The sequence below is a fragment of the Paractinoplanes toevensis genome, assembly GCF_018332695.1.
GTDB classification, from domain to species: Bacteria; Actinomycetota; Actinomycetes; order Mycobacteriales; family Micromonosporaceae; genus Actinoplanes; species Actinoplanes toevensis.
This window is the reverse complement of the sequence record NZ_BOQN01000047.1, coordinates 33,384-53,604: the sequence shown is the minus strand read 5'-3', so window position 1 is coordinate 53,604 and position 20,221 is coordinate 33,384. Positions and strand designations below refer to the sequence as shown.

The following is a 20,221-nucleotide window of genomic DNA, read 5'->3' as shown; positions in this document are numbered from 1 at the left end:
TCCCCCGTGTGTCGTATTGCGGTGGCGAGATGGTAGCCCGCCGCATCGACGCGCGTCAGCGCCGCAGGGTGAGAATCAGATCGACGACCAGCGCCGTCCAGCCGGTCTGGTGCCAGGCGCCGAGGCCCGCGCCGTTGTCGCCGTGGAAGTACTCGGGGAAGACGATCAGGTCTTTCCAGTCCGGGTGCTGCTGGAGGATCTCGTTGGCGCCGTAGATCGGCCGGTGGCCGTTCTCGTCCGGCAGGAACAACGAGATGAGCCGGCGGGACAGGTCGTTCGCCACCTCGCCGAGTGACACCTTCTGCTGCGAGCCGGTCGGGTACTCCACCATGAGGTCCTCGACGAAGAAGTCGGCGAACTCGCGCAGGGCCTCGACCAGCAGGTAGTTGACCGGCATCCAGACCGGGCCGCGCCAGTTCGAGTTGCCGCCGAACAGGCCGCTCGTCGACTCGGCCGGCTCGTAACCGACGGTGAAGTCGGAACCGCCCAGCGACACCGTGAACGGTTTCTCCAGGTGTGACCTCGACAGGGTGCGGATCCCGTACGCCGAAAGGAATTCCTCCGGATCGAGCATCCGGGCCAGAATGCGCAGCAGCTGGTCCTGGCCCACCATGGAGAGCAGCCGCTGCTGGCGGCCCTCGGCCGACAGCCGGCGGGCGCTGATGATGTCGGCCACCTCGCCCTGCGAGTGCCGCAGCCAGCGCAACCGCGCGTTCAGCTCGGGCAGCCGGTTGAGGGTGGCCGCGGTCAGCCGGGTGGTGGCGGCGAGCGGCAGCAGTCCGACGATCGAGCGCACCTTGAGCGGCAGCTTGTGGCCGTCCGGCAGGCGCAGTTGGTCGTAGAAGAAGCAGTCCTCCTCGTCCCACAGGCCCTGCCGGTAGGCGGCCTCGGCGATGTAGGCGAAATGCTCGAAGAACTTCGTCGCCATGTCCTCGTAGGTGCGGTCGTGCAGGGCCAGCCGGATCGCCATGTCCAGCAGGTTCAGCGCGTACATCGCCATCCAGCCGGTGCCGTCCGACTGCTCGAGGACACCGGCCACCGGCAGGGCCGCGGACCGGTCGAACGGGCCCACGTTGTCCAGCCCGAGGAAGCCGCCCTCGAAGACGTTGTTGCCGCCGACGTCCTTGCGGTTGACCCACCAGGTGAAGTTGAGCAGCAACTTGTGCATGACCCGGGCCAGGAAGTCGAAGTCGCGACCGCCGTCGATCTCGAAGACCCGCAACGCCGCCCACGCGTGGACCGGCGGGTTGACGTCGCCGAAGGCCCACTCGTACGCCGGAATCTGGCCGTTGGGGTGCATGTACCACTCGCGGAGCAGCAACAGCAACTGGGACTTGGCGAATCCGGGGTCGACCCGGGAGATCGAGACACAGTGGAACGCCAGGTCCCAGGCCGCGTACCACGGGTACTCCCACGGGTCCGGCATGGAGATGACGTCGAAACTGTTCATGTGCCACCAGGCGTTGTTGCGCCCGTAACGGCGGCCCGGCGGGGGTGGCGCCGAGCCCTGGTCGCCGGTCAGCCACTGCTTCACGTCGAAGTGGTAGAACTGTTTGCCCCACATCAGCCCGGCGATGCCCTGCCGGGCCACCGCCGCTTCCTCGGCCGACGCCTCGGGCGGGATGATCTCGCCGAAGAAGTCGTCGGCCTCGCGGGCCCGGTCGCGCATGACGGCTTCCCAGCCGGCGCCCAGGTCCAGATTCGACGGTTCCTCGAAACCCTCACCCTGGGTGAGCCGAAGCCGGAGGGTACGGGTCTCGCCCGCCCCGAGTGTCACCTGGTAATGCAGCGCACCCTTGGTGCCGACGTTCGCCGGATTGACCGTGGGCGCACCCGCGATCACATGGTCGTTGATGCCGTCCTTCGGGTACGTGCTGGTGCCCGGCTGGCCCCACAGCCGCTGCGCGTTCGTCTCGTTGTCGCAGACCAGGGTGGGCGCGTCGCCCTCGCCCTCGAGCGTGAGGTGGCCGAGCGTGCGGTGCCGGCCGGCCAGGCGGCCCGGGGTGCCGGTGAGCGTCGGCTTCGGCCGGTTCGGCGCACCCCACGACCAGGTGTTGCGGAACCACAGCGTGGGCAGCACGTCCAGGGTGGCCGGCTCGGGGCCGCGGTTGGACACGGTGATCGCGATGCAGATGTCCTTCGGGCCGGCCTTCGCGTAGTCGACGGTGACCGCCCAGAACCGGTCGTCGTCGAAGACTCCGGTGTCGACCAGCTCGTACTCGGACGCCTCGCGCGACCGGGTGCCGTTCTCCCGGACGATCTGGTCGTACGGGAACTCCTTCTGCGGGTAGTGGTAGCGCCACTTCATCCACGAGTGGGTGGGCGTGGAGTCCTGGTACCACCAGTAGTCCTTGGCGTCCTCACCGTGGTTGCCGCCGTCGCCGCCCAGGCCGAACATCCGCTCCTTGAGGATCGGATCCTTGCCGTTCCAGAGCGCCAGGGCGAAACAGAACGTCTGCCGGTCGTCGCAGATGCCACCCATGCCGTCGTCGTTCCACCGGTACGCTCGGGACCGCGCATGATCGTGCGGGAAGTAGTCCCATGCCGTGCCGTGCTCGCTGTAGTCCTCGCGGACCGTGCCCCACGCGCGCTCGGCGAGATAAGGGCCCCACGAGCGCCACGGCTGCTCACCGGAATCGGCCTGCGCCAGCCGTACGCGCTCCGCCACGCCGTGACTCACCCCCATAACTTGATTCTCACCGTCGCGTGTTACGTCTGTTGACAACAAATGATTCTGCCCGACAACTGGAGGTCATCTGATGGCTACGGTGCGTCGCCTGGCTTTCGGACCTCAGGTGTGTGGCAGCGTCACGGAGGGTGCGGCCCGCGAGTGGCTCGTACCCGACGGTTGCGGCGGCTATGCGATGGGCACCGTTTCGGGTTTGCGAACACGGCGTTACCACGGCTTGCTCGTCGCCGGGTCGGATCAGGGCCGGCGGCTCGGCCTCGCCGCACTCGATCCGATCGTCACCCTGGCCTCCGGCGCGACGGTGCGACTCGCCACCCACGAGTGGTCGGACGGGACGATCGCCCCACGCGGGCACGAACTTCTCGCCGGCTTCGAACTCGTCGACGGCCTCCCCCGCTGGCGCTGGCGGATCGGTGACGTCGTCATCGAACGCGAGCTCGCCATGGTCCACGGCCGGCCGTCGGTCGCCGTCGTGCACCGCCTGCTCACCGGCGGCCCGGTCGGCCTCTCCCTGGAAGCCCTGGTCACCTGGCGGGACGTGCACAAGGAGCGGACCGCGGGCGGTCCACCGCCGGTGGTCGGGACGGCCGAGGGCGGGTGCGTGGTCGAGGACGCGTACCGCTTGCGCGGGCCGGAATTCCGGCCCGGCGGCGGCTGGTGGCGCGGGGTGCGGCACCGGGCCGAGGCGGCCCGCGGGCTTCAACCAATAGAAGATCTTTGGTACGCCGGGAGCTTCCACGCCGAACTACGGCAGCCCGGATCCACCGCGTCGGTGTCCGCCTGGGCGTTCGACCTGGACGATGCGCCACCGCCCGCGACCGAGGTCGTCGCCGCCGCCCGGCGGCGCAACCGGGCCGTGGTGGCCGCCGCCGCTCCCGCCGACGACGCCCAGGCCACCCTGGCCCTGGCCGCCGACGCGTTCATCGTGCGCACCGCCGCCGGGCCCGACGTGGTGGCCGGCTATCCGTGGTTCGGCGCCTGGTCACGCGACACCATGCTCAGCTACGAGGGCCTGTTCCTGGCCACCAACCGGGCGTCCGAGGGCCGCGAACTGCTCCGGTCGTACGCGGCGACCCTGTCCGAAGGCATGCTGGCGAACACCGCCGACACCGGCAGCGTCGAGTACAACACCGCCGACGGCACCCTGTGGTTCCTGCACGCGGTCGGCCGGCACGTGGCCACCACCGGCGACTTCGACCTGGCCGCCGAGCTGCTGCCGGCCCTGCTCGACGTCGTCGACCACCACCTCAAGGGCACCCGCTACGGCATCGCGGCCGACCCGCTCGACGGCCTGCTCCGGCAGGGCGCCGAGGGCGAGGCGCTGACCTGGATGGACGCGCGGGTCGACGGGGTGCCGGTCACCCCGCGGATGGGCAAGCCGGTCGAGATCAACGCGCTCTGGGTCAACGGCCTCGCCACCGTGATCAAACTGGCCTGGCAGGCCCGCACCGGCGCCGGCGCGGCGGTGCGCGCGCACCCGGAGGCCCTGGCCGGCTTCGCCCGCCGCTTCCCGGCGCCGACCGGCTGGCTGTACGACGTGGTCGACGGCCCCGGCGGCGACGACCCGGCCATGCGGCCCAACCAGCTGCTGGCCTGGTCCCTGCCGTACGCCCCGCTGCGCCCCGAACCGGCCACCCTCCAGGCCATCGGCGCGGCCCTGATGACACCGCTCGGGCTGCGCAGCCTCGCCCCCGGCACCCCCGGTTACCAGGGCGTGCACCGCGGCGACCCGGCCGCCCGGGACACGGCCTACCACACCGGCACGGTCTGGCCGTGGCTGACCGGGCCGTTCGTGCAGGCCTGGCGCCGGCTCGGCGTCTCGGCCGACCAGACCCTCTCCGACGCCGACGACCACCTCGGGGAGTACGGGCTGGGCTCGGTCTCGGAAACCGCGGACGGCGACGCCCCGCACTCGGCGACGGGTTGCCCGTTCCAGGCCTGGTCGGTCGCCGAGACCCTGCGCGCCCGCCGGCTCTAGCCCCCGGTTCCCGGAAAGACCCCGTCGCCGTTCGGGTCACCGCCGTTGTTGCCGTTGTTGCCGGCGCCGTTGTTGCCACCGGCGCCGCCGTCGTCGGTCGGCGTCGGGTCGGTGGTGGGTTCGGTCGTCGGCGGCGTGGTGATCGGCTCCCGCGTGGTCGGCCTCGTCGTCGGTCTCGTCGTCGGCCGGGTGGTCGGCTTCCTGGTCCCGGTGGGTGCGGTCGTCGGCGCCGTGGTCGTCACCGCCGGTGCGGCGGCGGTGCCCGGCGGTCGCAGCGAGTACAGAACACCGCCGTCACCGACGGCGTAGAGCCCGGCATCGTCACCACGGGACGCCGCGCCGAACCGGTCACCGGTCCGCGCCTCCCACAGCACCTTCCCGGTGGCCGCGTCGAGCCCCTCGATCCGCCCGTCCGGGAAGACGACGTCGACGCCGCCGGCCCGCACCACCGGGAAACCGGCCGCACCCGCCCCCGCGGTCCGCCAGCGCTTCTCCCCGGTAACCACGTCCCAGGCACCGACCGACCCGTCCGCACCCGCGCCGTAGAGCACCCCGCCCGCCGCATAGATCCTGGTCAGGGTCGTACCGTCGGCCTTGATCACGGGCAGCAGCTCGCCGTCGGCCATCCGTACGCAGCGGGCGGTCCCGTCCGCGAGCGCCACGCAGGCGGCCTCGCCCGCGTCCACCGGCCCGCCGCTCGCCTTGCCCACACTCGGTTTCCAGAGCTGGGTGCCATCGGCGTTCACCCCGTGGATCCGCCCGTCACCACCGGCGACGACGGCCACCCCGCCGATCACCGTGGGTGGGTAGCTGACCTCCCCGACCTGCACCCGCCACCGGCCGTTACCGGCGGCCGAGCGATACCCGTAGAGCACACCGTCCTGGCCACCCACGAACATCCGCTCGGCGTCGACGACCGGCCGCGCCACGATCGGATTGCCGGTGCTGCGGTTCCAGACCTCGCTGCCCTTGGCGGCGTCGATCGCATAGACCCCGCCGTCCCCGGTGACCGCGTAGACGACCCCGCCCACCACCCGGGTCGAGGCCCGCAGCCCGTCCCCCAGTCGACGTTCCCACGCGGCCCCGCCGTCCGAGCGCCGGAAGGCCCGCAGCGTGCCGTCCTTACCGCTCACGAACACCAGCTCGGCACCGACGGCCGGCGGTTCGGTGGCAGCCACTCCGGTAGCGGTCTTCCAGACCACCGTCGCCGCCGTCGCCGCCGGCAAGGCAACCTCGCTGGTCGCACTACCCGCGGCCGGCGTGGTCCCCCCGCCATCTCGGTCCTTGGGCCAGAGAACGATCGCCGATACCGCGGCCACCGTCACCAGCACAGCCGCGAATCCACCGATGATCGGCCACTTCACCGACCGCTTCTTCGCCGCCTGCGCCGGCCCGGGCCAGCCCCGCGAGGCCGTGTCCGCCGGCGGCACGCTCAGCGGGATCGCCCCCGAGCTCACGCCCGAGCTCACGCCCGTCGAAAAGCTTGTCGGCGCGGCCCCCCGCTGCTGCGGGAACGCCCCGCTGCCCGTCCCGCCGCCGCTGCCCGTCCCGCCGCCGCTGCCCGTCCCGCCGCCGCTGCCCGTCCCGCCGCCGCTGCCTGTCCCGCCGCTGCCCGTCCCGCCGCTGCCCGGCACCTGCGCCGACCCGGAAACCCGCGCCGAGGGCAGTCCGGGCGCGCCCGGACTCAACGGCCGGACCGACGACGGCACAGCGGCCCCGGCACCGTCGTGAAGCGTCGGCGCAGTCCCGGGCACCGCCGAGTTCACCGGCCCGGCGCCACCCGGCGCGGCTCCGCCCACAACTCCGTGGGCGGGCGCCCCACCGGTTCCCGCAGGCGCGGCCGCAAGGCCCGGGCCGGCGGCCCCGGCAGCAGCCGTCCCGGCAACAGGCACCTGACGCCCAGGGCCCGCGCCACGCCCCCCAGGCCCACCGGCGCGCGCACCTCCACCAACTGCGCCCATATCCGCGGCGCCCGCACCCGAGCCGCCCGCGGCGCCCGCGCCCGAGCCGCCCGCGCCCGCGCCGCCCGCTGCGCCCGCGGCCACCGAGCCCGCGGCGCCGCCCGCTGTCCTCGCGCCGCCGCCTGCCGCGCCCGCGGCCGCTCGCCCGGCCGTCCTGGCCGGGCCGGTGGGCGAGATGGGCGACCGGACGCTCGCGATCCGCGACGGGCCGGCTGAGTCCGGCATGGGCGGCTCTCGCAGCACGCCGGCCGGGCCGCTCAGGCGGGCCGCGCCCAGGGCGATGCCCAGCTCGGGCTGCTCGTCGGAGGCGGCCGGGCGGCCGAATGCCTCCTCCACCAGCGAGCCGACCAGCGGGATGCGGGCGGAGCCGCCGGCCAGCACGATGCAGTGCAGGTCGGACGGTTCGACCGAGGCGGACCGCAGGGCCCGCCGCATGGCGGCGATGGTGTCCTCCAGCGCCGGGGAGATCAGCGACTCGAACTCGGCCCGGTGGATGCGCACCCGGGTGTGCAGGCGGGGCAGGGCGACCCCGATCTCCGCGTCGGTGTCGAAGGACAGGCTCTCCTTGGCCTCGACGCACTCGCGGCGCAGGCGGGTGAGTGCCTCGGTGACCGCCGGGTCGGACAGGTCCATCTCGGCCAGGTTGGCGCCGAGCTGCTCGCGCACGTATTCGAGGATCGCCTCGTCGAAGTCGATCCCACCGAGCTGCTCGACACCCTGCGGCTCGCCGAGGACGTCGAAGCCGCTCGCCGTCTTGCGCAGCACCGCGGCGTCGAAGGTGCCACCGCCCAGGTCGTACACCGCGATGGTCTCGCCGACCGCGACCCGCGCCGTGCTCGCGTAGCGCACGGCGGCCGCCTCCGGCTCGCTTCGCAGCGTCACCTGCTGCAGGTCGGCGAGTTGGGCCGCCTGCTGCAGCAGCTCCCGCTTGTAGGGACCCCAGTTGGCCGGGTGGGTGAGCACGATCCGGCTCGGCGGCCCGCCCTGACCGTTCGCGACGGCGGCCGTGACGTGCCGCAGCACCCGCGCGGTGAGCGCGTGCGCGGACATCGGCGTGCCACCCAGCATGATCGGCACCGGGTCACCGAGCCGGCGCTTGAACTCCCGCGCCAGCCGGGTCGGTTCGCCTTCCCCGCGACGCTGCGCGGCGTCCCCGACGAGGACCTCACCGTCGGAGCGCAGGAAGACCAGCGAGGGCATCTCCGGCCCGCGCCCACCGAGCCGGACAGTCTCCACCACACCGTCGACATTGGTCGCCGCGGCGGTGTAAGTGGTACCTAGATCGACTCCGAGGCCGTACTCCCCCATCCCCCGGATGCTAGGAGTACGACCCCGTCCGCCGAAACGCTCCGCACAAAAGCCGACACCCTCCGCGTCAAAGATCCGCCCTTTAGGGTGCGGCCGTCCTCGATCCGCTCGGCACCCCTCAGCCTTGCGGCGGAGTGGCGCGGCGGCGCAGCAGGTGCCGGCGTTCCGGGTCGGTGCGGACCAGGGTCAGTGCCTCGTCGAAGGCCTCAGCGGCCTCGGCGTGCCGGCCCAGGCGGGTGAGCAACTCGGCGCGGACCGCGGGCAGCAGGTGGCTGTCCCGCACGACCAGCCCGTCCATCAGGGACAGCGCGGCCTCCGGCGAACCGGCCTCGGCCACCGCAACGGCCCGGTTGAGCCGGACCATCGGGGACGGTGTGCGGCGTTCCAGCTCGGCGTACAGGTGGGCGATGCGCGGCCAGTCGGTCGGTGCCGGTTTGGCGTGCTCGGCCGCGATCAGCGCCTGCAGGTGGTATTCCCCCGGCATCGGCGCCGCCTCCAGCAGGCCGAGCAGGCTCACCCCGCGGGCGATCTCGTCGTGCCGTCATCGTGCGCGGTCCTGGTCGGGCAGCAGGACGAGGGCGCCGTCCTCGGCCACTCGGGCGTCCCGCCGGGCGTGCTGCAGCAGCATCAGCGCGAGCAGGGCCAGCGTGCGTGGTTCGCCGGGCAGCAGCTCACCGACCAGGTAGCCGAGCCGGATCGCCTCGTCGGCCAGCCGCGGCCGGACCAACTCCGGGCCGGCCGTGGCCCGGTAGCCCTCGGTGAAGATCAGGTAGATGACCCGCAGCACCACGTCGAGGCGTTCCGGCAGGTCGGCCGCCGACGGCGCGCGCAGCGGGATGCCGGCCACCGCCATCTTCGCCTTGGCCCGGGTCAGCCGCGCAGCCATCGTCGGCTCGCCGACCAGGAACAACCGCGCGATCTCGGCGGTGGTCAGGCCGGCCACGAAGCGCAGCATCAGCGCGGCCCGGGCGTCCGGGCGCAGCGCCGGGTGGCAACAGGCGAAGAGCAGCCGCAGTCGCTCGTCGGCGACATCGCTGTAGTCGTCGGCCGGCGCCGGGTCGGCGATCAGCAGCGGGAGCCGCCGGGCGTCGGCCTCCTCCCGCCGCACCCGGTCGAGCGCCCGCCGGTAGGCCGCCGTCCACAGCCACGCCGCCGGTTTCGCCGGCACGCCCTGCTCCGGCCAGACCCGCGCGGCCGCCACGAACGCGTCCTGCAGGCTGTCCTCGGCCACGTCGAACCGCCGCAGCCGGGTGACGAGCAGGGCGAGCAGGCGTGACCACTCGTCGCGGTACGCCTGCTCGACGGCCTGTTCAGCGGTCAGTTGCCCATCTCCGGGTGCATCACGACCGGCCGGACCTCGACGATCGGCTCGGGCAGCTGCCGGGCGATCTCCAGCGCCGCGTCCAGGTCGGGCGCGTCGATCAGGTAGAACCCGCCGATCTGTTCGGCCGTCTCCGCGTACGGCCCGTCGGTGACCGAGACCTGGTCGCCGTTGCGCACGGTGGTGGCCGTGCTGGCCGCCGCGAGCTCCTGCCCGCCGGGCAGCAGGGCGCCACGCTCGCGCAGCATCGCCATGAATCGGCCGTGCCGCTCGTGGTTCTCCTGCTTCTCCCGCTCGTCCCGGCACTCCCAGGCCTTCTCGTTGCCGTAGATCAGAAGTGCGTAGTGCATCAGGGTCTCCCCTCCCGGGCGCCGCCCGTTGCGGCACCGGCGAAGTGATGACGCCGCCGCCCCGGCGTTTTCGACAGAGCCGCGGAAGGAATTTTCAACCGAGCCAGCCCGGGCGGATCAGGCCGGCCTCATAGGCGATGACGACCAGCTGGGCGCGGTCCCGGGCACCCATTTTGATCATGGTGCGGCTCACGTGGGTCTTCGCGGTGGCCGGGCTGATCACCAGGCGGGCGGCGATCTCGTCGTTGGACAGGCCCTCGGCGACCAGGACGAGGACCTCCCGCTCACGGTCGGTCAGGGCATCGAGCAGGGCGGGCGGGGCGACCGGGCGGAACTGGGCCTGCTTGGTGGCGAACTCGCCGATCACCCGGCGGGTCACGCTCGGCGACAACAGGGCGTCGCCGGCCGCGACCGCCCGGATGCCGCGCAGCAGGTCGACCGGCTCGGTGTCCTTCACCAGGAAGCCGGAGGCGCCGCCGCGCAGGGCCTCGAACACGTACTCGTCGAGCTCGAACGTGGTCAGGATGACCACCCGGGTCTCGGCCAGGGCCGGGTCGGCGGCGATGCGCTTGGTCGCCTCGAGGCCGTCGACGCCGGGCATCCGGATGTCCATCAGCACGACGTCGGGGCGGGTCTGCTGAGCCTGCCGGACCGCCTCCAGGCCGTCGGCGGCCTCGGCCACGACCTTTATGTCGGGCTCGGCGTTGAGCAGCGCCCGGAAACCGGCCCGCAGCAGCGCCTGGTCGTCGGCCAGCAGCACGGTGATCACGAAAGGCTCCCGTCGTCGGGGGTGGGCAGCAGGACGGAGACGAGGAAGCCGCCGTCGACCGGACCGGCCTCCACCGAGCCACCGAGGCTCTGGGCGCGCTCGCGCATGCCGGCGATGCCCGTGCCCTCGCCGGGGTCGGTGCCGGTCTCGGCGGCGTCCGGACCCTCGTTGCGGATGGCCAGGTGCAACGCCGTCGGCAGGTAATCGACGGCGATCGAGGCGGTCGCGCCCGGGCCGGCGTGCTTGCGGACGTTGGTCAGCGCTTCCTGGACGATCCGGTAGGCCGCGCGGTCGACCTCGGGCGGCAGCGGGCGCTCGTCACCGGTGATCTTGGTGGTGATCGGCAGGCCGGCGTCGGCGGTCAGCTCCTCCAGCCGGTTGAGGCCCAGGGCCGGCTGCCGGGGTGCCGACTCGTTTTCCGCGCGCATCACGTCGAGCACCGCCCGCACCTCGCGCAGCGCCTCGGCGGACGCGGTCTTGATCGCGGTGAGCGCCTCACGGGCCTGCTCGGGCTGCTTGTCCATCAGGTGCAGGCCCACCCCGGCCTGCACGTTGATCAGTGACAGGTGGTGGCCGAGCACGTCGTGCAGCTCCCGGGCCATCCGCAGCCGCTCCTCGGACGCCTGGCGGCGCTCCTGCTCCTTCTTGGCGCGTTCCCGCTCGGCCCGGATCTTCATCATCTCGGCCATGTGCTCGGACCGGACCTTCGAAGCACCGCCCAGGAAGATCAGCACGATCATGGCGACGGCCAGGAGCACGGCCTCACGCAGGCCGGGCCGGGCGCCGGCCGGCACCCCCAGCCGGTCTGCGAAGGCCCAGCAGATCGCGAAGTAGGCGACGTAGGACACGGCGCCGCCGATCGCGGCGGGCCACGGGCGGCCCATCCGGGCCAGGTTGAACAGGGCGATCGCGGGGGCCACCGCGTAGCTCCACCGGGGAGCCGCGAACGTGGCGAAGCCGATCGAGGCGGCCGCGGCGATCGCGAAGACGGCGACCGGGAACCGCTTGCGCCAGACCAGGGCGATCGGACCGGCCAGCAGCAGGACGTCGACCCACCGGGTGATCGGGCGGAAGACGGCCCCCTCGTCGGCCGCGTTGTTTGCCCCGATCACATGGAAGAAGCCGGCGACGACACCGGCACCGGGACGCGCCCAGTGGCGACTCCGGAACCGCCGGTTGCGGCGGTCCTCCCGCCACGGCGGACCCCACGGTCGCATCACTTCCTCCATGCGGCCGAACCTACGGCACCGGGCCCGGCCGGGGCATCGGAGCTGGGTCTGAAGCACCGGTACGACCTGGGTCGTACGCGACGACTCGGCGATGAGCCCCCGGTCGTACACGCAAGGGTTTTGACCGCCGGAAAGCCGCCGCCAAGATGCGCCGCCGGGCCGACGCCGCGGCGCGGCGGAAGGCCGACTCTGGAGACACGACGTCCACGAGGAGGACAACGTGAACCCGAACGAGACCCCGACCCGCATGCGGACCTCCGACAAAGAGCGCGAGCAGATCGCCGAGATCCTGCGCGCCGCGATGACCGAGGGCCGCCTGACCCTGGAGGAAGGCGAGGAGCGGCTGGCCGCCGTGTACGCCACCAAGTACCGCGATGAGCTGGGGCCGCTGACGGCGGATCTCCCCGACGGAGGCCGGCGGGCGATGGCCGAGGCGCACGCGCCGGAGTTCCGGCTCGCGACACGCCGGGCCCTGCGCCGGCACGCCAGTTTCGTGATGATCGCCGCCGGCGTCCTGACCGGGTTGTGGGTGCTCTCCGGCGCTCACTTCTTCTGGCCGGCCATCCCCTTGGTCTTCCTGGTCATGGGGCTGGTGCGGCACGCCCGGTGGAGTCACTACGAGCCGCGCTACAGCTACGCGCACCGCGTCGCGCCGTGGAACGGCCCGGAGTGGCGGAGGCAATAAAGATCGACAGTGGACGCGACGGTCGTTGAACGCCCCTCCCCGCTCTGCGAAAGTGAGCGGCTTGCGGGGAGGGGACAACAAAAGATGATGGGACCGTCGCACGCCCTTTCGGGGGCGGCCGCGTGGCTGGCCGGCAGCTGGGCTCTGGACCACTTCGCGGGCTACGGCCAGTCGCCGCTGACGGTGGCGGTGGGCACCACGGTCTGTGCCGGGGCGGCGCTGCTGCCCGACCTCGACCTGTCCGGCAAGGTCACCCGCAACAAGGGCGGCGCCACGGTAGCCCGTACGTTCGGGGTGTTCTCCCTGTTCGTGGCCGAGGTGATCGAGAAGATCTCGCTCGGCGTCTACACCGCCACCCGGCTCAGCCGGGATCCGCGGCGCAACAACGGGCATCGCACGTTCACCCACACGCTGCCGTTCGCGGCCCTGGTCGGCTGGGGCACGACCGCGCTGTGTGCGCACTACGGCAAGTGGGCCGTGGTGGGCATCATCTTCTTCATGGCGGGCCTCGCGCTTCGCGGCCTGTTCGACGAGTGGGCCGAGCGGGCCGGCTGGGTGATCGTCACGATCTGCTCGGGCGTGATCGCCTGGCTCACGGCGGCGGCCCTGCCGGGTGACCGCGGTTATCCGATGCTCGGGTTCGCGGTCGGGGTGGGCTGTTTCGTGCACCTGCTCGGCGACATCATCACCTCGGCGGGCGTGCCGATCCTGTGGCCGATACCGACCGGCCGGCGGATGTGGCGGATGGTCGGCGTCCCGAACGGGCTGGCCGTGCGGGTGGGCGGCAAGACCGAGACGATCGTGCTGCGGACGGCTTTCACCCTGATCGCGGTGCTGTCGATCGCCGCGATGTTCGCCCCCGGCCTGCTGCACCGCTTCGAACTCGACGCCTGGGCCGACAACGCACCCTAAGCCTTCTTGTACGCCTCCCGGCTGGCCTCGATCTGCGGCACATGCTCGATGGCCCAGCCGGCCAGGGCCAGCGCGGGCTCGAGGAGACTGCGGCCGGTCTCGGTCAGTTCGTAGTCCACCCGGGGCGGCACCTCGGCGTGCACCGTGCGGGACACCAGGCCGTCGCGTTCCAGGTTGCGCAGGGTCAGGGTCAGCATGCGCTGAGAGATGCCGGGGATCCGCTGGTGCAGCTCCTTGAAGCGCAGCGTGCCGGCGTCGAGGGTGGCCACGACGAGCAACGTCCATTTGTTGCAGATCTGGTCGAGGATGGCCCGCAGCGTCCGGCCGCCATCCCCGCGGATCATGCAGCTGTGCACGTACTTCATGACGGCTCCCGGTTCCTCAGGCACACGGATGTGCCTTTTGTACGGCCTTCTTGAGTACCCCATCATGTGGTTACTTCCCGATAGTAACCAAGGGGCTGACATGGAAATCGCGTACTGGATCGTCGCCGGGCTGCTTGCCGTCTTCTACCTCTTCGCCGGCGTGCAGAAGGTCAGCCAGAGCCAGGAGAAGCTCCGGCCGATGATGGGCTGGGTCGACCAGATCCCGATGCCGGTGGTCCGGCTGATCGGCGCGCTGGAGATCCTCGGCGGGCTGGGCCTGGTCCTGCCGCCGCTGACCGGGATCGCCGAGGGCCTCGCCCTGGCCGCCGCGATCGGCCTGGTGCTGATCCAGATCGGCGGTGCGATCGTGCACCTGCGCCGGGGCGAGGCGAGCGTGCTCTGGCTCAACGCCGTCCTGCTGGTGCTGGCCGTGGTGGCCGCCTGGCTCGCCACCGTCTGGCTCTGACCAAAAACTGTCGTACCCCGGCCGCACAATGACGGTGTGCTGGTAGCGGTGGCGCCCGACGGGCGCCTGCTCGATCTGCGGGCCGACGGGATCCCCCTCGGCCCGCCCCGGCACGTGCGTGACCTGGCCGCGGCGATCGGCGAGCGGGAGGCGGCCGATCATCCCCGGTGGGTCTGGCCGGCCACGTTCGATCTCTATCCGGTGCTGTTGCGCGCGGGCGTGCGGGTGGCCCGCTGCCACGATCTCGAGCTCACCGAATCGCTGCTGCTCGGCCACGCCGGCCGGTGGGGTGCGCCGCGGGCGCTGGCCGCGGCGCGGGCCCGGTTGCTCGGCCTGCCGGTCCCGCCCGATACGCCTCGCCTGGCGGCCGAGCCGCCCGGCTTCGCCCAGGCCGCCCTCTTCGAGACCACCGGCGCTCCGCCGGCCGCCGCCGGCTTCGACGTGCTCGAGGCGGTCCAGGAGGTGTATGCGGATCAGCACGCCCGCATCGCCGGCACCGAGCACCCCGGCCGATTCCGGCTGCTGGTGGCGGCCGAGTCGGCGGGTGCCCTGGTCGGGGCCGAGATGGGGCACGTGGGCCTGCCGTGGCGCGCCGACCTGCACGACGAGCTGCTGCGCGAGTTGCTCGGTGCGCCGCAACCGGTCGGGCCGCCGCGCCGGCTGGCCGAGCTGACCGCCGAGATCAACGAGGCGTTCGGCCTGCACGGCCTGCACCCCGACTCGCCGGCCGAGGTGGTGAAGGCGTTCGCCCGCAGCGGGGTGACGATCCCCAACACCCGGCAGTGGGTGCTGAAACAGGTCGACCACCCGGCCGTGCGCCCGCTGCTGGAATACAAGGAGCTCTACCGCATCTGGACGGCGCACGGGTGGTCCTGGTGCGACGCCTGGGTGCGCGACGGCCGGTTCCGCCCGGAATACGTGCCGGGTGGCGTGGTGTCCGGTCGCTGGGCGACCCGCGGGGGCGGCGCCCTGCAGGTGCCCAAGGTGGTGCGCCGCGCGGTGGTGGCCGACCCGGGCTGGCGGTTCGTGGTCGCCGACGCCGGCCAGTTGGAGCCGCGCATGCTGGCGGCCGTCTCCGGTGACCAGCGGTTCGCGGCGGCCGGCGCGGCCGGCGATCTCTACGCGGCGCTGGCCACCGACTCGTTCGACGGCGACCGGGCCAAGGCCAAGGTCGCCCTGATCGGGGCGATGTACGGGCAGACCGGCGGCAACGCGATCCCGGCGCTGGCCGTGCTGCGCAAGCAGTACCCGAAGGCCTTCGAGTTCGTCGAGGCCGCGGCCCGCACCGGCGAGGCCGGCGGCCTGGTCCGCTCCTGGCTGGGCCGCACCTGCCCACCCGCCGCGGCCGCCTGGCGGGAGGCGGGCCTCGACCCGCCGGAGGAGACCGGTTCGGGCGAGGCCCAGGGCGGCGCGTCCGGGCGGGCCCGGGGCCGTTTCACCCGCAACTTCGTCATCCAGGCCACCGCGGCCGAGTGGGCGTTGACCCTGCTGGCCACCCTGCGCACGGCGCTGACCGGCATGAAAGCGGAAATGGTGCTGTTTGTGCACGACGAGGTGGTGGTGCACTGCCCGGCCGACGAGGCCGACACCGTGGTGGCCGCGGTCAACGAGTGCGCGGCGACGGCCGGACGGTTGCTGTTCGGCGAGACCTCGGTGCGGTTTCCGTTGGACGTCTCAGTAGTTGGCGCTTACGCCGAAGCCAAGTGACAAGTGCGGTAGCTTTGTGGGTCCGAAGCGAGAGGCGCTGCAACGGGGTGACACCCGCCACGCTCGCTCGGTGAATTCCGACCAAGGGCGCCTCCGTTGTTTACCACGGAGGTGGTCGGTATGGAGAGAAGCGCACGCATCGCCGAGCTGAAGCGACTCCTGGCAGAACGCATCCTCGTGCTCGACGGCGCCTGGGGCACCATGCTGCAGGGCGCCAAGCTCAGACCCGAGGACTACCGCGGTGACCTGATCGCTCCCGATCACCTGCAGGACGTCACCGGCGACCCCGATCTGCTCATCCTCACCCGGCCCGACGTGATCCTCGACGTCCACCGGCAATACCTGGCGGCCGGCGCCGACATCACCACCACCAACACGTTCACCGCCACCAGCATCGCGCAGGCCGACTACGGCCTCGAGTCGCTGGTCAAGCAGATGAACGTGCGCGGCGCCCAGCTGGCCCGCGAGGCGGCGGCCGAGGCGCAGGAGCGGGACGGGCGCCCCCGGTTCGTGGCCGGCTCGGTCGGCCCGCTCAACGTGACCCTGTCGCTGTCGCCCAAGGTCGACGACCCGGCCTACCGCGCGGTCACCTTCGACCAGGTCAAGGCGGCCTACGCCGAGCAGATCGCGGCACTGGTCGAGGGCGGTGTCGACCTGCTGCTGGTCGAGACGATCTTCGACACGCTGAACGCGAAGGCGGCGATCGCGGCCGCCCACGAGGTGGCCCCCGACCTGCCGCTGTGGATCTCGGTGACGATCGTCGACCTGTCCGGCCGCACGCTCTCCGGCCAGACCGTGGAGGCGTTCTGGCGCTCGATCGAGCGGGCCCACCCGCTGGTCGTCGGCGTGAACTGCTCGCTGGGCGCGGCCGAGATGCGCCCGCACGTGGCCGAACTGGCCCGCCTCTCCGACACCTACGTCGCCTCGCACCCCAACGCGGGCCTGCCCAACGCGTTCGGCGGCTACGACGAGACGCCGGCCCAGACCTCCGCCCTGATCCAGGGCTTCGTCGAGGACGGCCTGGTCAACATCGTCGGTGGCTGCTGCGGCACCACGCCCGCCCACATCGGGCAGATCGCCCGGGTGGCGGCCGGTGCGGCGCCGCGGCAGATCAACCCGCCCGCGCCCACCACCCGGTTCTCCGGCCTCGAGCCCTTCGCGATCGGCCCGGACACCGGCTTCGTCATGATCGGCGAGCGCACCAACGTCACCGGCTCGGCGAAGTTCCGCCGGCTCATCGAGGCCGACAACTACCAGGGCGCGGTCGACGTGGCCCTGGACCAGGTGCGCGGCGGCGCCAACCTGCTCGACGTGAACATGGACGCCGACCTGCTCGACAGCGAGCAGGCGATGACCACGTTCCTCAACCTGATCGCGACCGAGCCCGAGGTCGCCCGCATCCCAGTGATGATCGACAGCTCCAAGTGGACCGTGCTCGAGGCCGGCCTCAAGTGCGTGCAGGGCAAGGGCGTGGTCAACTCGATCAGCCTCAAGGAGGGCGAGGAGCCCTTCCTGCGGCAGGCCCGGCGGATCCGTGACTTCGGTGCCGGCGTCGTGGTGATGGCCTTCGACGAGCAGGGCCAGGCCGACACCCGTGACCGCAAGGTCGCGATCTGCGGCCGCGCCTACGACCTGCTGGTCGAGAAGGCCGGTTTCGCCCCCGACGACATCATCTTCGACCCGAACGTGCTGGCCGTCGCCACCGGCATCAGCGAGCACAACGGGTACGCGAAGGCGTTCATCGAGGCCCTCCCGCTGATCAAGGAGCGCTGCCCGGGCGCGCGCACCAGCGGCGGCATCTCCAACCTGTCGTTCTCGTTCCGCGGCAACGACGTGGTGCGCGAGGCCATGCACTCGGCGTTCCTCTACTACGCCGTCCAGGCCGGCCTCGACATGGGCATCGTCAACGCCGGTCAGCTCGCCGTCTACCAGGACATCCCAGCCGACCTGCTCGAGCTGGTTGAAGACGTCATCTTCGACCGCCGGCCGGACGCCACCGACCGGCTCGTCACGTTCGCGTCCACCGTCACCGGCAAGGGCAAGCAGCGCGAGGTCGACCTGTCCTGGCGGGAGACCCCGGTCGGCGAGCGGCTGTCGTACGCCTTGGTGCACGGCATCGTCGACTACATCGAGGCCGACACCGAGGAGGCCCGCGCCCAGCTCCCCCGGCCGCTCGACGTGATCGAGGGCCCGCTGATGGACGGCATGAAGGTGGTCGGCGACCTGTTCGGCTCGGGCAAGATGTTCCTGCCCCAGGTGGTCAAGAGCGCCCGCGTGATGAAGCGCTCGGTCGCCTACCTCGAGCCGTTCATGGAGGCCGAGAAGGAGCAGGCGCGACTCGAGGGCCGGGTCGAGGCCGACCGCGGCCAGGGCAAGGTCGTGCTGGCCACGGTCAAGGGCGACGTGCACGACATCGGCAAGAACATCGTCGGTGTGGTGCTGGGCTGCAACAACTACGAGGTGATCGACCTCGGCGTGATGGTGCCGGCCGCCAAGATCCTGGACACCGCGGTGGCCGAGGGCGCCGACGCGATCGGCCTGTCCGGCCTGATCACCCCGTCGCTCGACGAGATGGTCACGGTCGGCGCCGAGATGCAGCGCCGCGGCCTCAAGCTGCCGCTGCTGATCGGTGGCGCGACCACGTCCCGCCAGCACACCGCGGTCCGGATCGCCCCGGCCTACCAGGGCTCCACGGTGCACGTGCTCGACGCCTCCCGGGTCGTCGGCGTGGTCTCCGACCTGCTCGACCCGGGCCGCGCCGAGAAGCTCGACGTCGCCAACCGGGCCGACCAGGAGCGGCTTCGCCTGCAGCACGAGAACCGGCGCGCCCAGCCGCTGCTGAGCCTGGCCGAGGCGCAGGCCAACCGCGAGTCGGTCGACTTCAGCGAGCTGCCCACCCCGGCCTTCACCGGCGTACGCATGGTGGAGCCGACCATCGCCGAGCTGCGCGAGATGGTCGACTGGACGTTCCTGTTCCTGGCCTGGGAGCTCAAGGGCAAGTTCCCGGCGATCCTCGAGCAGCCGGTGGCCCGCGAGCTGTGGGACGACGCCAACACCCTGCTCGACCAGATCATCGCGGACGGCTCGTTCCAGGCCCGCGGACTGTACGGTTTCTGGCCCGCGCACTCCGAGGGCGACGACATCGTGCTCGACAACGACGGGCACCGGTTCCCGATGCTGCGCCAGCAGACCGAGAAGCCGGCCGGCCGGGCCAACCGCAGCCTGGCCGACTACATCGCGCCGGCCGGTAAGGGCGACCACCTGGGCGGCTTCGCGGTGGGCATCCACGGCGCCGGTGAGCTGGCCGCGAAATACGAGGCGGAGAACGACGACTACCGGGCGATCATGGTAAAGGCGCTGGCCGACCGGCTGGCCGAGGCGTTCGCCGAATACATCCACCTGCGGGCCCGGCGCGACTGGTTCGAGCCGGACGCTCAGCCCGAGCTCGCCGACCTGCACGCCGAGCGCTTCCGGGGCATCCGGCCGGCGCTGGGCTACCCGGCGAGCCCCGACCACAGCGAGAAGAAGGACCTCTTCGAGCTGCTCGGCACGGACTCGATCGGCGTGGCGCTGACCGAGTCGTTCGCCATGATGCCCGCCGCCGCGGTCAGCGGCCTGATCTTCGCCCACCCGGCGTCCCGCTACTTCACCGTCGGCCGCCTGGGCAAGGACCAGATCACCGACTACGCGAAGCGCCGCGGGATGCCGGTCGACGAGGTCGAGCGCTGGCTGCGCCCCAACCTGGCCTACGACATCGACTGACTCAGGAAGCACCCAGGTCGGTCACAGGGAGTACTCGACAGAGCGCGTTACGGTGAAGTGCCAAGCTTCCAACGGAAGGACGGCACCCCGGTTGAGCGGCTTCGTCAAGCGTTTCCTGCTCTCGATGGTCGCGTCGAAGGTCCAGCGCATGACGCACCGTCACGGCTACGGCCACGGCCAGCACCCGCAGCAGCAGTACGGCTACCACGGCCACTACCGCCATCACGGCCACTACCGGCACCACGGGCACTACCGGCACCACGGCCACTACCGCCGCCGCCGCTGGTAACTCATATAGAGATGGGCCGGCCTCCTCGGGGGCCGGCCCGTCACTGCACCACGGCGACGGCCTCGATCGAGATCAGCAGCCCGCGGGGCAGGTCGACGCCGGCCGGGGCCGAGCGGGCCGGCGGCGGGTCCGGCATGAAGCTCGCGTAGATCTCGTTGATCGTCGCGAAGTCGGCCACGTGCCGGTAGAAGATCGTGGTCTTGACCAGCGTGGCCATCGAGGCACCGGCCGCGGTCAGCACGGCGTCGAGGTTGCGCAGGGCGAGCCGGGTCTGCTCGGCGATGCCGGGCGGGATCTCCCCGGTCGCCGGATCGATCCCGGCGGTGCCGGAACAGAAGACCAAACCCCCGGCAACAACCGCCTGACTGTACGGGCCGATAGCGGCCGGAGCCTGGTCGGTGGAGATGACTCGTCGTTCCATGACGTCCCT

The 20,221-nt window shown here is 72.0% G+C and carries 16 protein-coding genes; 7 read left to right on the top strand and 9 right to left on the bottom strand.

The annotated features are described in order from the left end of the window. Positions 1-55 precede the first annotated feature (55 nt). Positions 56-2,686 (bottom strand): MGH1-like glycoside hydrolase domain-containing protein, encoded by a 2,631-nt coding sequence (locus Ato02nite_RS15880; protein WP_213007287.1) that lies wholly within the window; start codon positions 2,684-2,686, stop codon positions 56-58. Positions 2,687-2,759: 73 nt separating this feature from the next. On the opposite strand from Ato02nite_RS15880, the gene Ato02nite_RS15875 reads away from it, so the two are divergent. Continuing rightward, complete coding sequence (locus tag Ato02nite_RS15875) at positions 2,760-4,667, top strand: amylo-alpha-1,6-glucosidase (protein ID WP_213007286.1); 1,908 nt, start codon at positions 2,760-2,762, stop codon at positions 4,665-4,667. Here Ato02nite_RS15875 and Ato02nite_RS15870 read toward each other — a convergent pair. The 6 genes from Ato02nite_RS15870 to Ato02nite_RS15850 all read right to left on the bottom strand — a co-directional run bounded on the left by Ato02nite_RS15870 (position 4,664) and on the right by Ato02nite_RS15850 (position 11,605). Next, complete coding sequence (locus Ato02nite_RS15870; protein WP_213007285.1) at positions 4,664-7,936, bottom strand: hsp70 family protein; 3,273 nt, start codon at positions 7,934-7,936, stop codon at positions 4,664-4,666. The two genes, Ato02nite_RS15875 and Ato02nite_RS15870, sit on opposite strands and share 4 nt — an antisense overlap. 118 nt (positions 7,937-8,054) lie before the next feature. Continuing rightward, positions 8,055-8,453: a tetratricopeptide repeat protein gene (locus Ato02nite_RS53265; protein ID WP_438873043.1), complete on the bottom strand. Its 399-nt coding sequence runs from the start codon at positions 8,451-8,453 to the stop codon at positions 8,055-8,057. A gap of 24 nt (positions 8,454-8,477) precedes the next feature. Further along, on the bottom strand, positions 8,478-9,206 hold the full coding sequence (locus Ato02nite_RS53260; protein ID WP_438873044.1) for an RNA polymerase sigma factor: 729 nt from the start codon (positions 9,204-9,206) through the stop codon (positions 8,478-8,480). 47 nt (positions 9,207-9,253) lie between these two features. Then, the gene (locus Ato02nite_RS15860) at positions 9,254-9,607 is read right to left on the bottom strand and encodes a YciI family protein (protein ID WP_213007284.1); all 354 of its coding nucleotides are present in this window, start codon (positions 9,605-9,607) and stop codon (positions 9,254-9,256) included. A 94-nt stretch (positions 9,608-9,701) separates the two neighbouring features. Beyond that, positions 9,702-10,376, bottom strand: a complete 675-nt coding sequence (locus Ato02nite_RS15855; protein WP_213007283.1) for a response regulator — start codon at positions 10,374-10,376, stop codon at positions 9,702-9,704. After that, complete coding sequence (locus tag Ato02nite_RS15850; RefSeq protein WP_213007282.1) at positions 10,373-11,605, bottom strand: sensor histidine kinase; 1,233 nt, start codon at positions 11,603-11,605, stop codon at positions 10,373-10,375. The genes Ato02nite_RS15855 and Ato02nite_RS15850 overlap by 4 nt, the downstream gene beginning before the upstream one ends. 220 nt (positions 11,606-11,825) lie before the next feature. Between Ato02nite_RS15850 and Ato02nite_RS15845 the strand changes: the two genes are divergently transcribed. After that, positions 11,826-12,290: a DUF1707 SHOCT-like domain-containing protein gene (locus Ato02nite_RS15845; protein ID WP_246607026.1), complete on the top strand. Its 465-nt coding sequence runs from the start codon at positions 11,826-11,828 to the stop codon at positions 12,288-12,290. A gap of 84 nt (positions 12,291-12,374) precedes the next feature. Next, the gene (locus Ato02nite_RS15840) at positions 12,375-13,202 is read left to right on the top strand and encodes a metal-dependent hydrolase (protein WP_213007281.1); all 828 of its coding nucleotides are present in this window, start codon (positions 12,375-12,377) and stop codon (positions 13,200-13,202) included. On the opposite strand, the gene Ato02nite_RS15835 is transcribed toward Ato02nite_RS15840, so the two are convergent. Next, entirely contained in the window at positions 13,199-13,567 is a 369-nt protein-coding gene (locus tag Ato02nite_RS15835) for a winged helix-turn-helix transcriptional regulator (protein ID WP_246607025.1), read from the bottom strand. The two genes, Ato02nite_RS15840 and Ato02nite_RS15835, sit on opposite strands and share 4 nt — an antisense overlap. A gap of 100 nt (positions 13,568-13,667) precedes the next feature. Between Ato02nite_RS15835 and Ato02nite_RS15830 the strand changes: the two genes are divergently transcribed. The 4 genes from Ato02nite_RS15830 (at position 13,668) to Ato02nite_RS15815 (ending at position 19,791) form a co-directional block, all read left to right on the top strand. After that, positions 13,668-14,033 (top strand): DoxX family protein, encoded by a 366-nt coding sequence (locus tag Ato02nite_RS15830; protein WP_213007280.1) that lies wholly within the window; start codon positions 13,668-13,670, stop codon positions 14,031-14,033. A gap of 36 nt (positions 14,034-14,069) precedes the next feature. Next, the gene (locus Ato02nite_RS15825; protein ID WP_213007279.1) at positions 14,070-15,740 is read left to right on the top strand and encodes a bifunctional 3'-5' exonuclease/DNA polymerase; all 1,671 of its coding nucleotides are present in this window, start codon (positions 14,070-14,072) and stop codon (positions 15,738-15,740) included. 120 nt (positions 15,741-15,860) lie between these two features. Next, positions 15,861-19,502, top strand: a complete 3,642-nt coding sequence (metH, locus tag Ato02nite_RS15820) for a methionine synthase (RefSeq protein WP_213007278.1) — start codon at positions 15,861-15,863, stop codon at positions 19,500-19,502. A 91-nt stretch (positions 19,503-19,593) separates the two neighbouring features. Next, the gene (locus Ato02nite_RS15815) at positions 19,594-19,791 is read left to right on the top strand and encodes a hypothetical protein (protein WP_213007277.1); all 198 of its coding nucleotides are present in this window, start codon (positions 19,594-19,596) and stop codon (positions 19,789-19,791) included. Positions 19,792-19,831: 40 nt separating this feature from the next. Here the strand turns inward: Ato02nite_RS15815 and Ato02nite_RS15810 are convergent, their stop codons facing one another. Next, a complete protein-coding gene (locus Ato02nite_RS15810; protein ID WP_213007276.1) occupies positions 19,832-20,212 on the bottom strand; it encodes a Rid family detoxifying hydrolase in 381 nt (126 codons plus the stop codon). Between the last annotated feature and the right edge of the window lie 9 nt (positions 20,213-20,221).

Coding starts and splice junctions, on each gene's coding strand:
- Ato02nite_RS15880 (WP_213007287.1), bottom strand. CDS start 2,686: ATGGGGGTGAGTCACGGCGTGGCGGAGCGCGTACGGCTGGCGCAGGCC.
- Ato02nite_RS15875 (WP_213007286.1), top strand. CDS start 2,760: ATGGCTACGGTGCGTCGCCTGGCTTTCGGACCTCAGGTGTGTGGCAGC.
- Ato02nite_RS15870 (WP_213007285.1), bottom strand. CDS start 7,936: ATGGGGGAGTACGGCCTCGGAGTCGATCTAGGTACCACTTACACCGCC.
- Ato02nite_RS15860 (WP_213007284.1), bottom strand. CDS start 9,607: ATGCACTACGCACTTCTGATCTACGGCAACGAGAAGGCCTGGGAGTGC.
- Ato02nite_RS15850 (WP_213007282.1), bottom strand. CDS start 11,605: ATGGAGGAAGTGATGCGACCGTGGGGTCCGCCGTGGCGGGAGGACCGC.
- Ato02nite_RS15840 (WP_213007281.1), top strand. CDS start 12,375: ATGATGGGACCGTCGCACGCCCTTTCGGGGGCGGCCGCGTGGCTGGCC.
- Ato02nite_RS15835 (WP_246607025.1), bottom strand. CDS start 13,567: ATGAAGTACGTGCACAGCTGCATGATCCGCGGGGATGGCGGCCGGACG.
- Ato02nite_RS15830 (WP_213007280.1), top strand. CDS start 13,668: ATGGAAATCGCGTACTGGATCGTCGCCGGGCTGCTTGCCGTCTTCTAC.
- metH (WP_213007278.1), top strand. CDS start 15,861: ATGGAGAGAAGCGCACGCATCGCCGAGCTGAAGCGACTCCTGGCAGAA.
- Ato02nite_RS15810 (WP_213007276.1), bottom strand. CDS start 20,212: ATGGAACGACGAGTCATCTCCACCGACCAGGCTCCGGCCGCTATCGGC.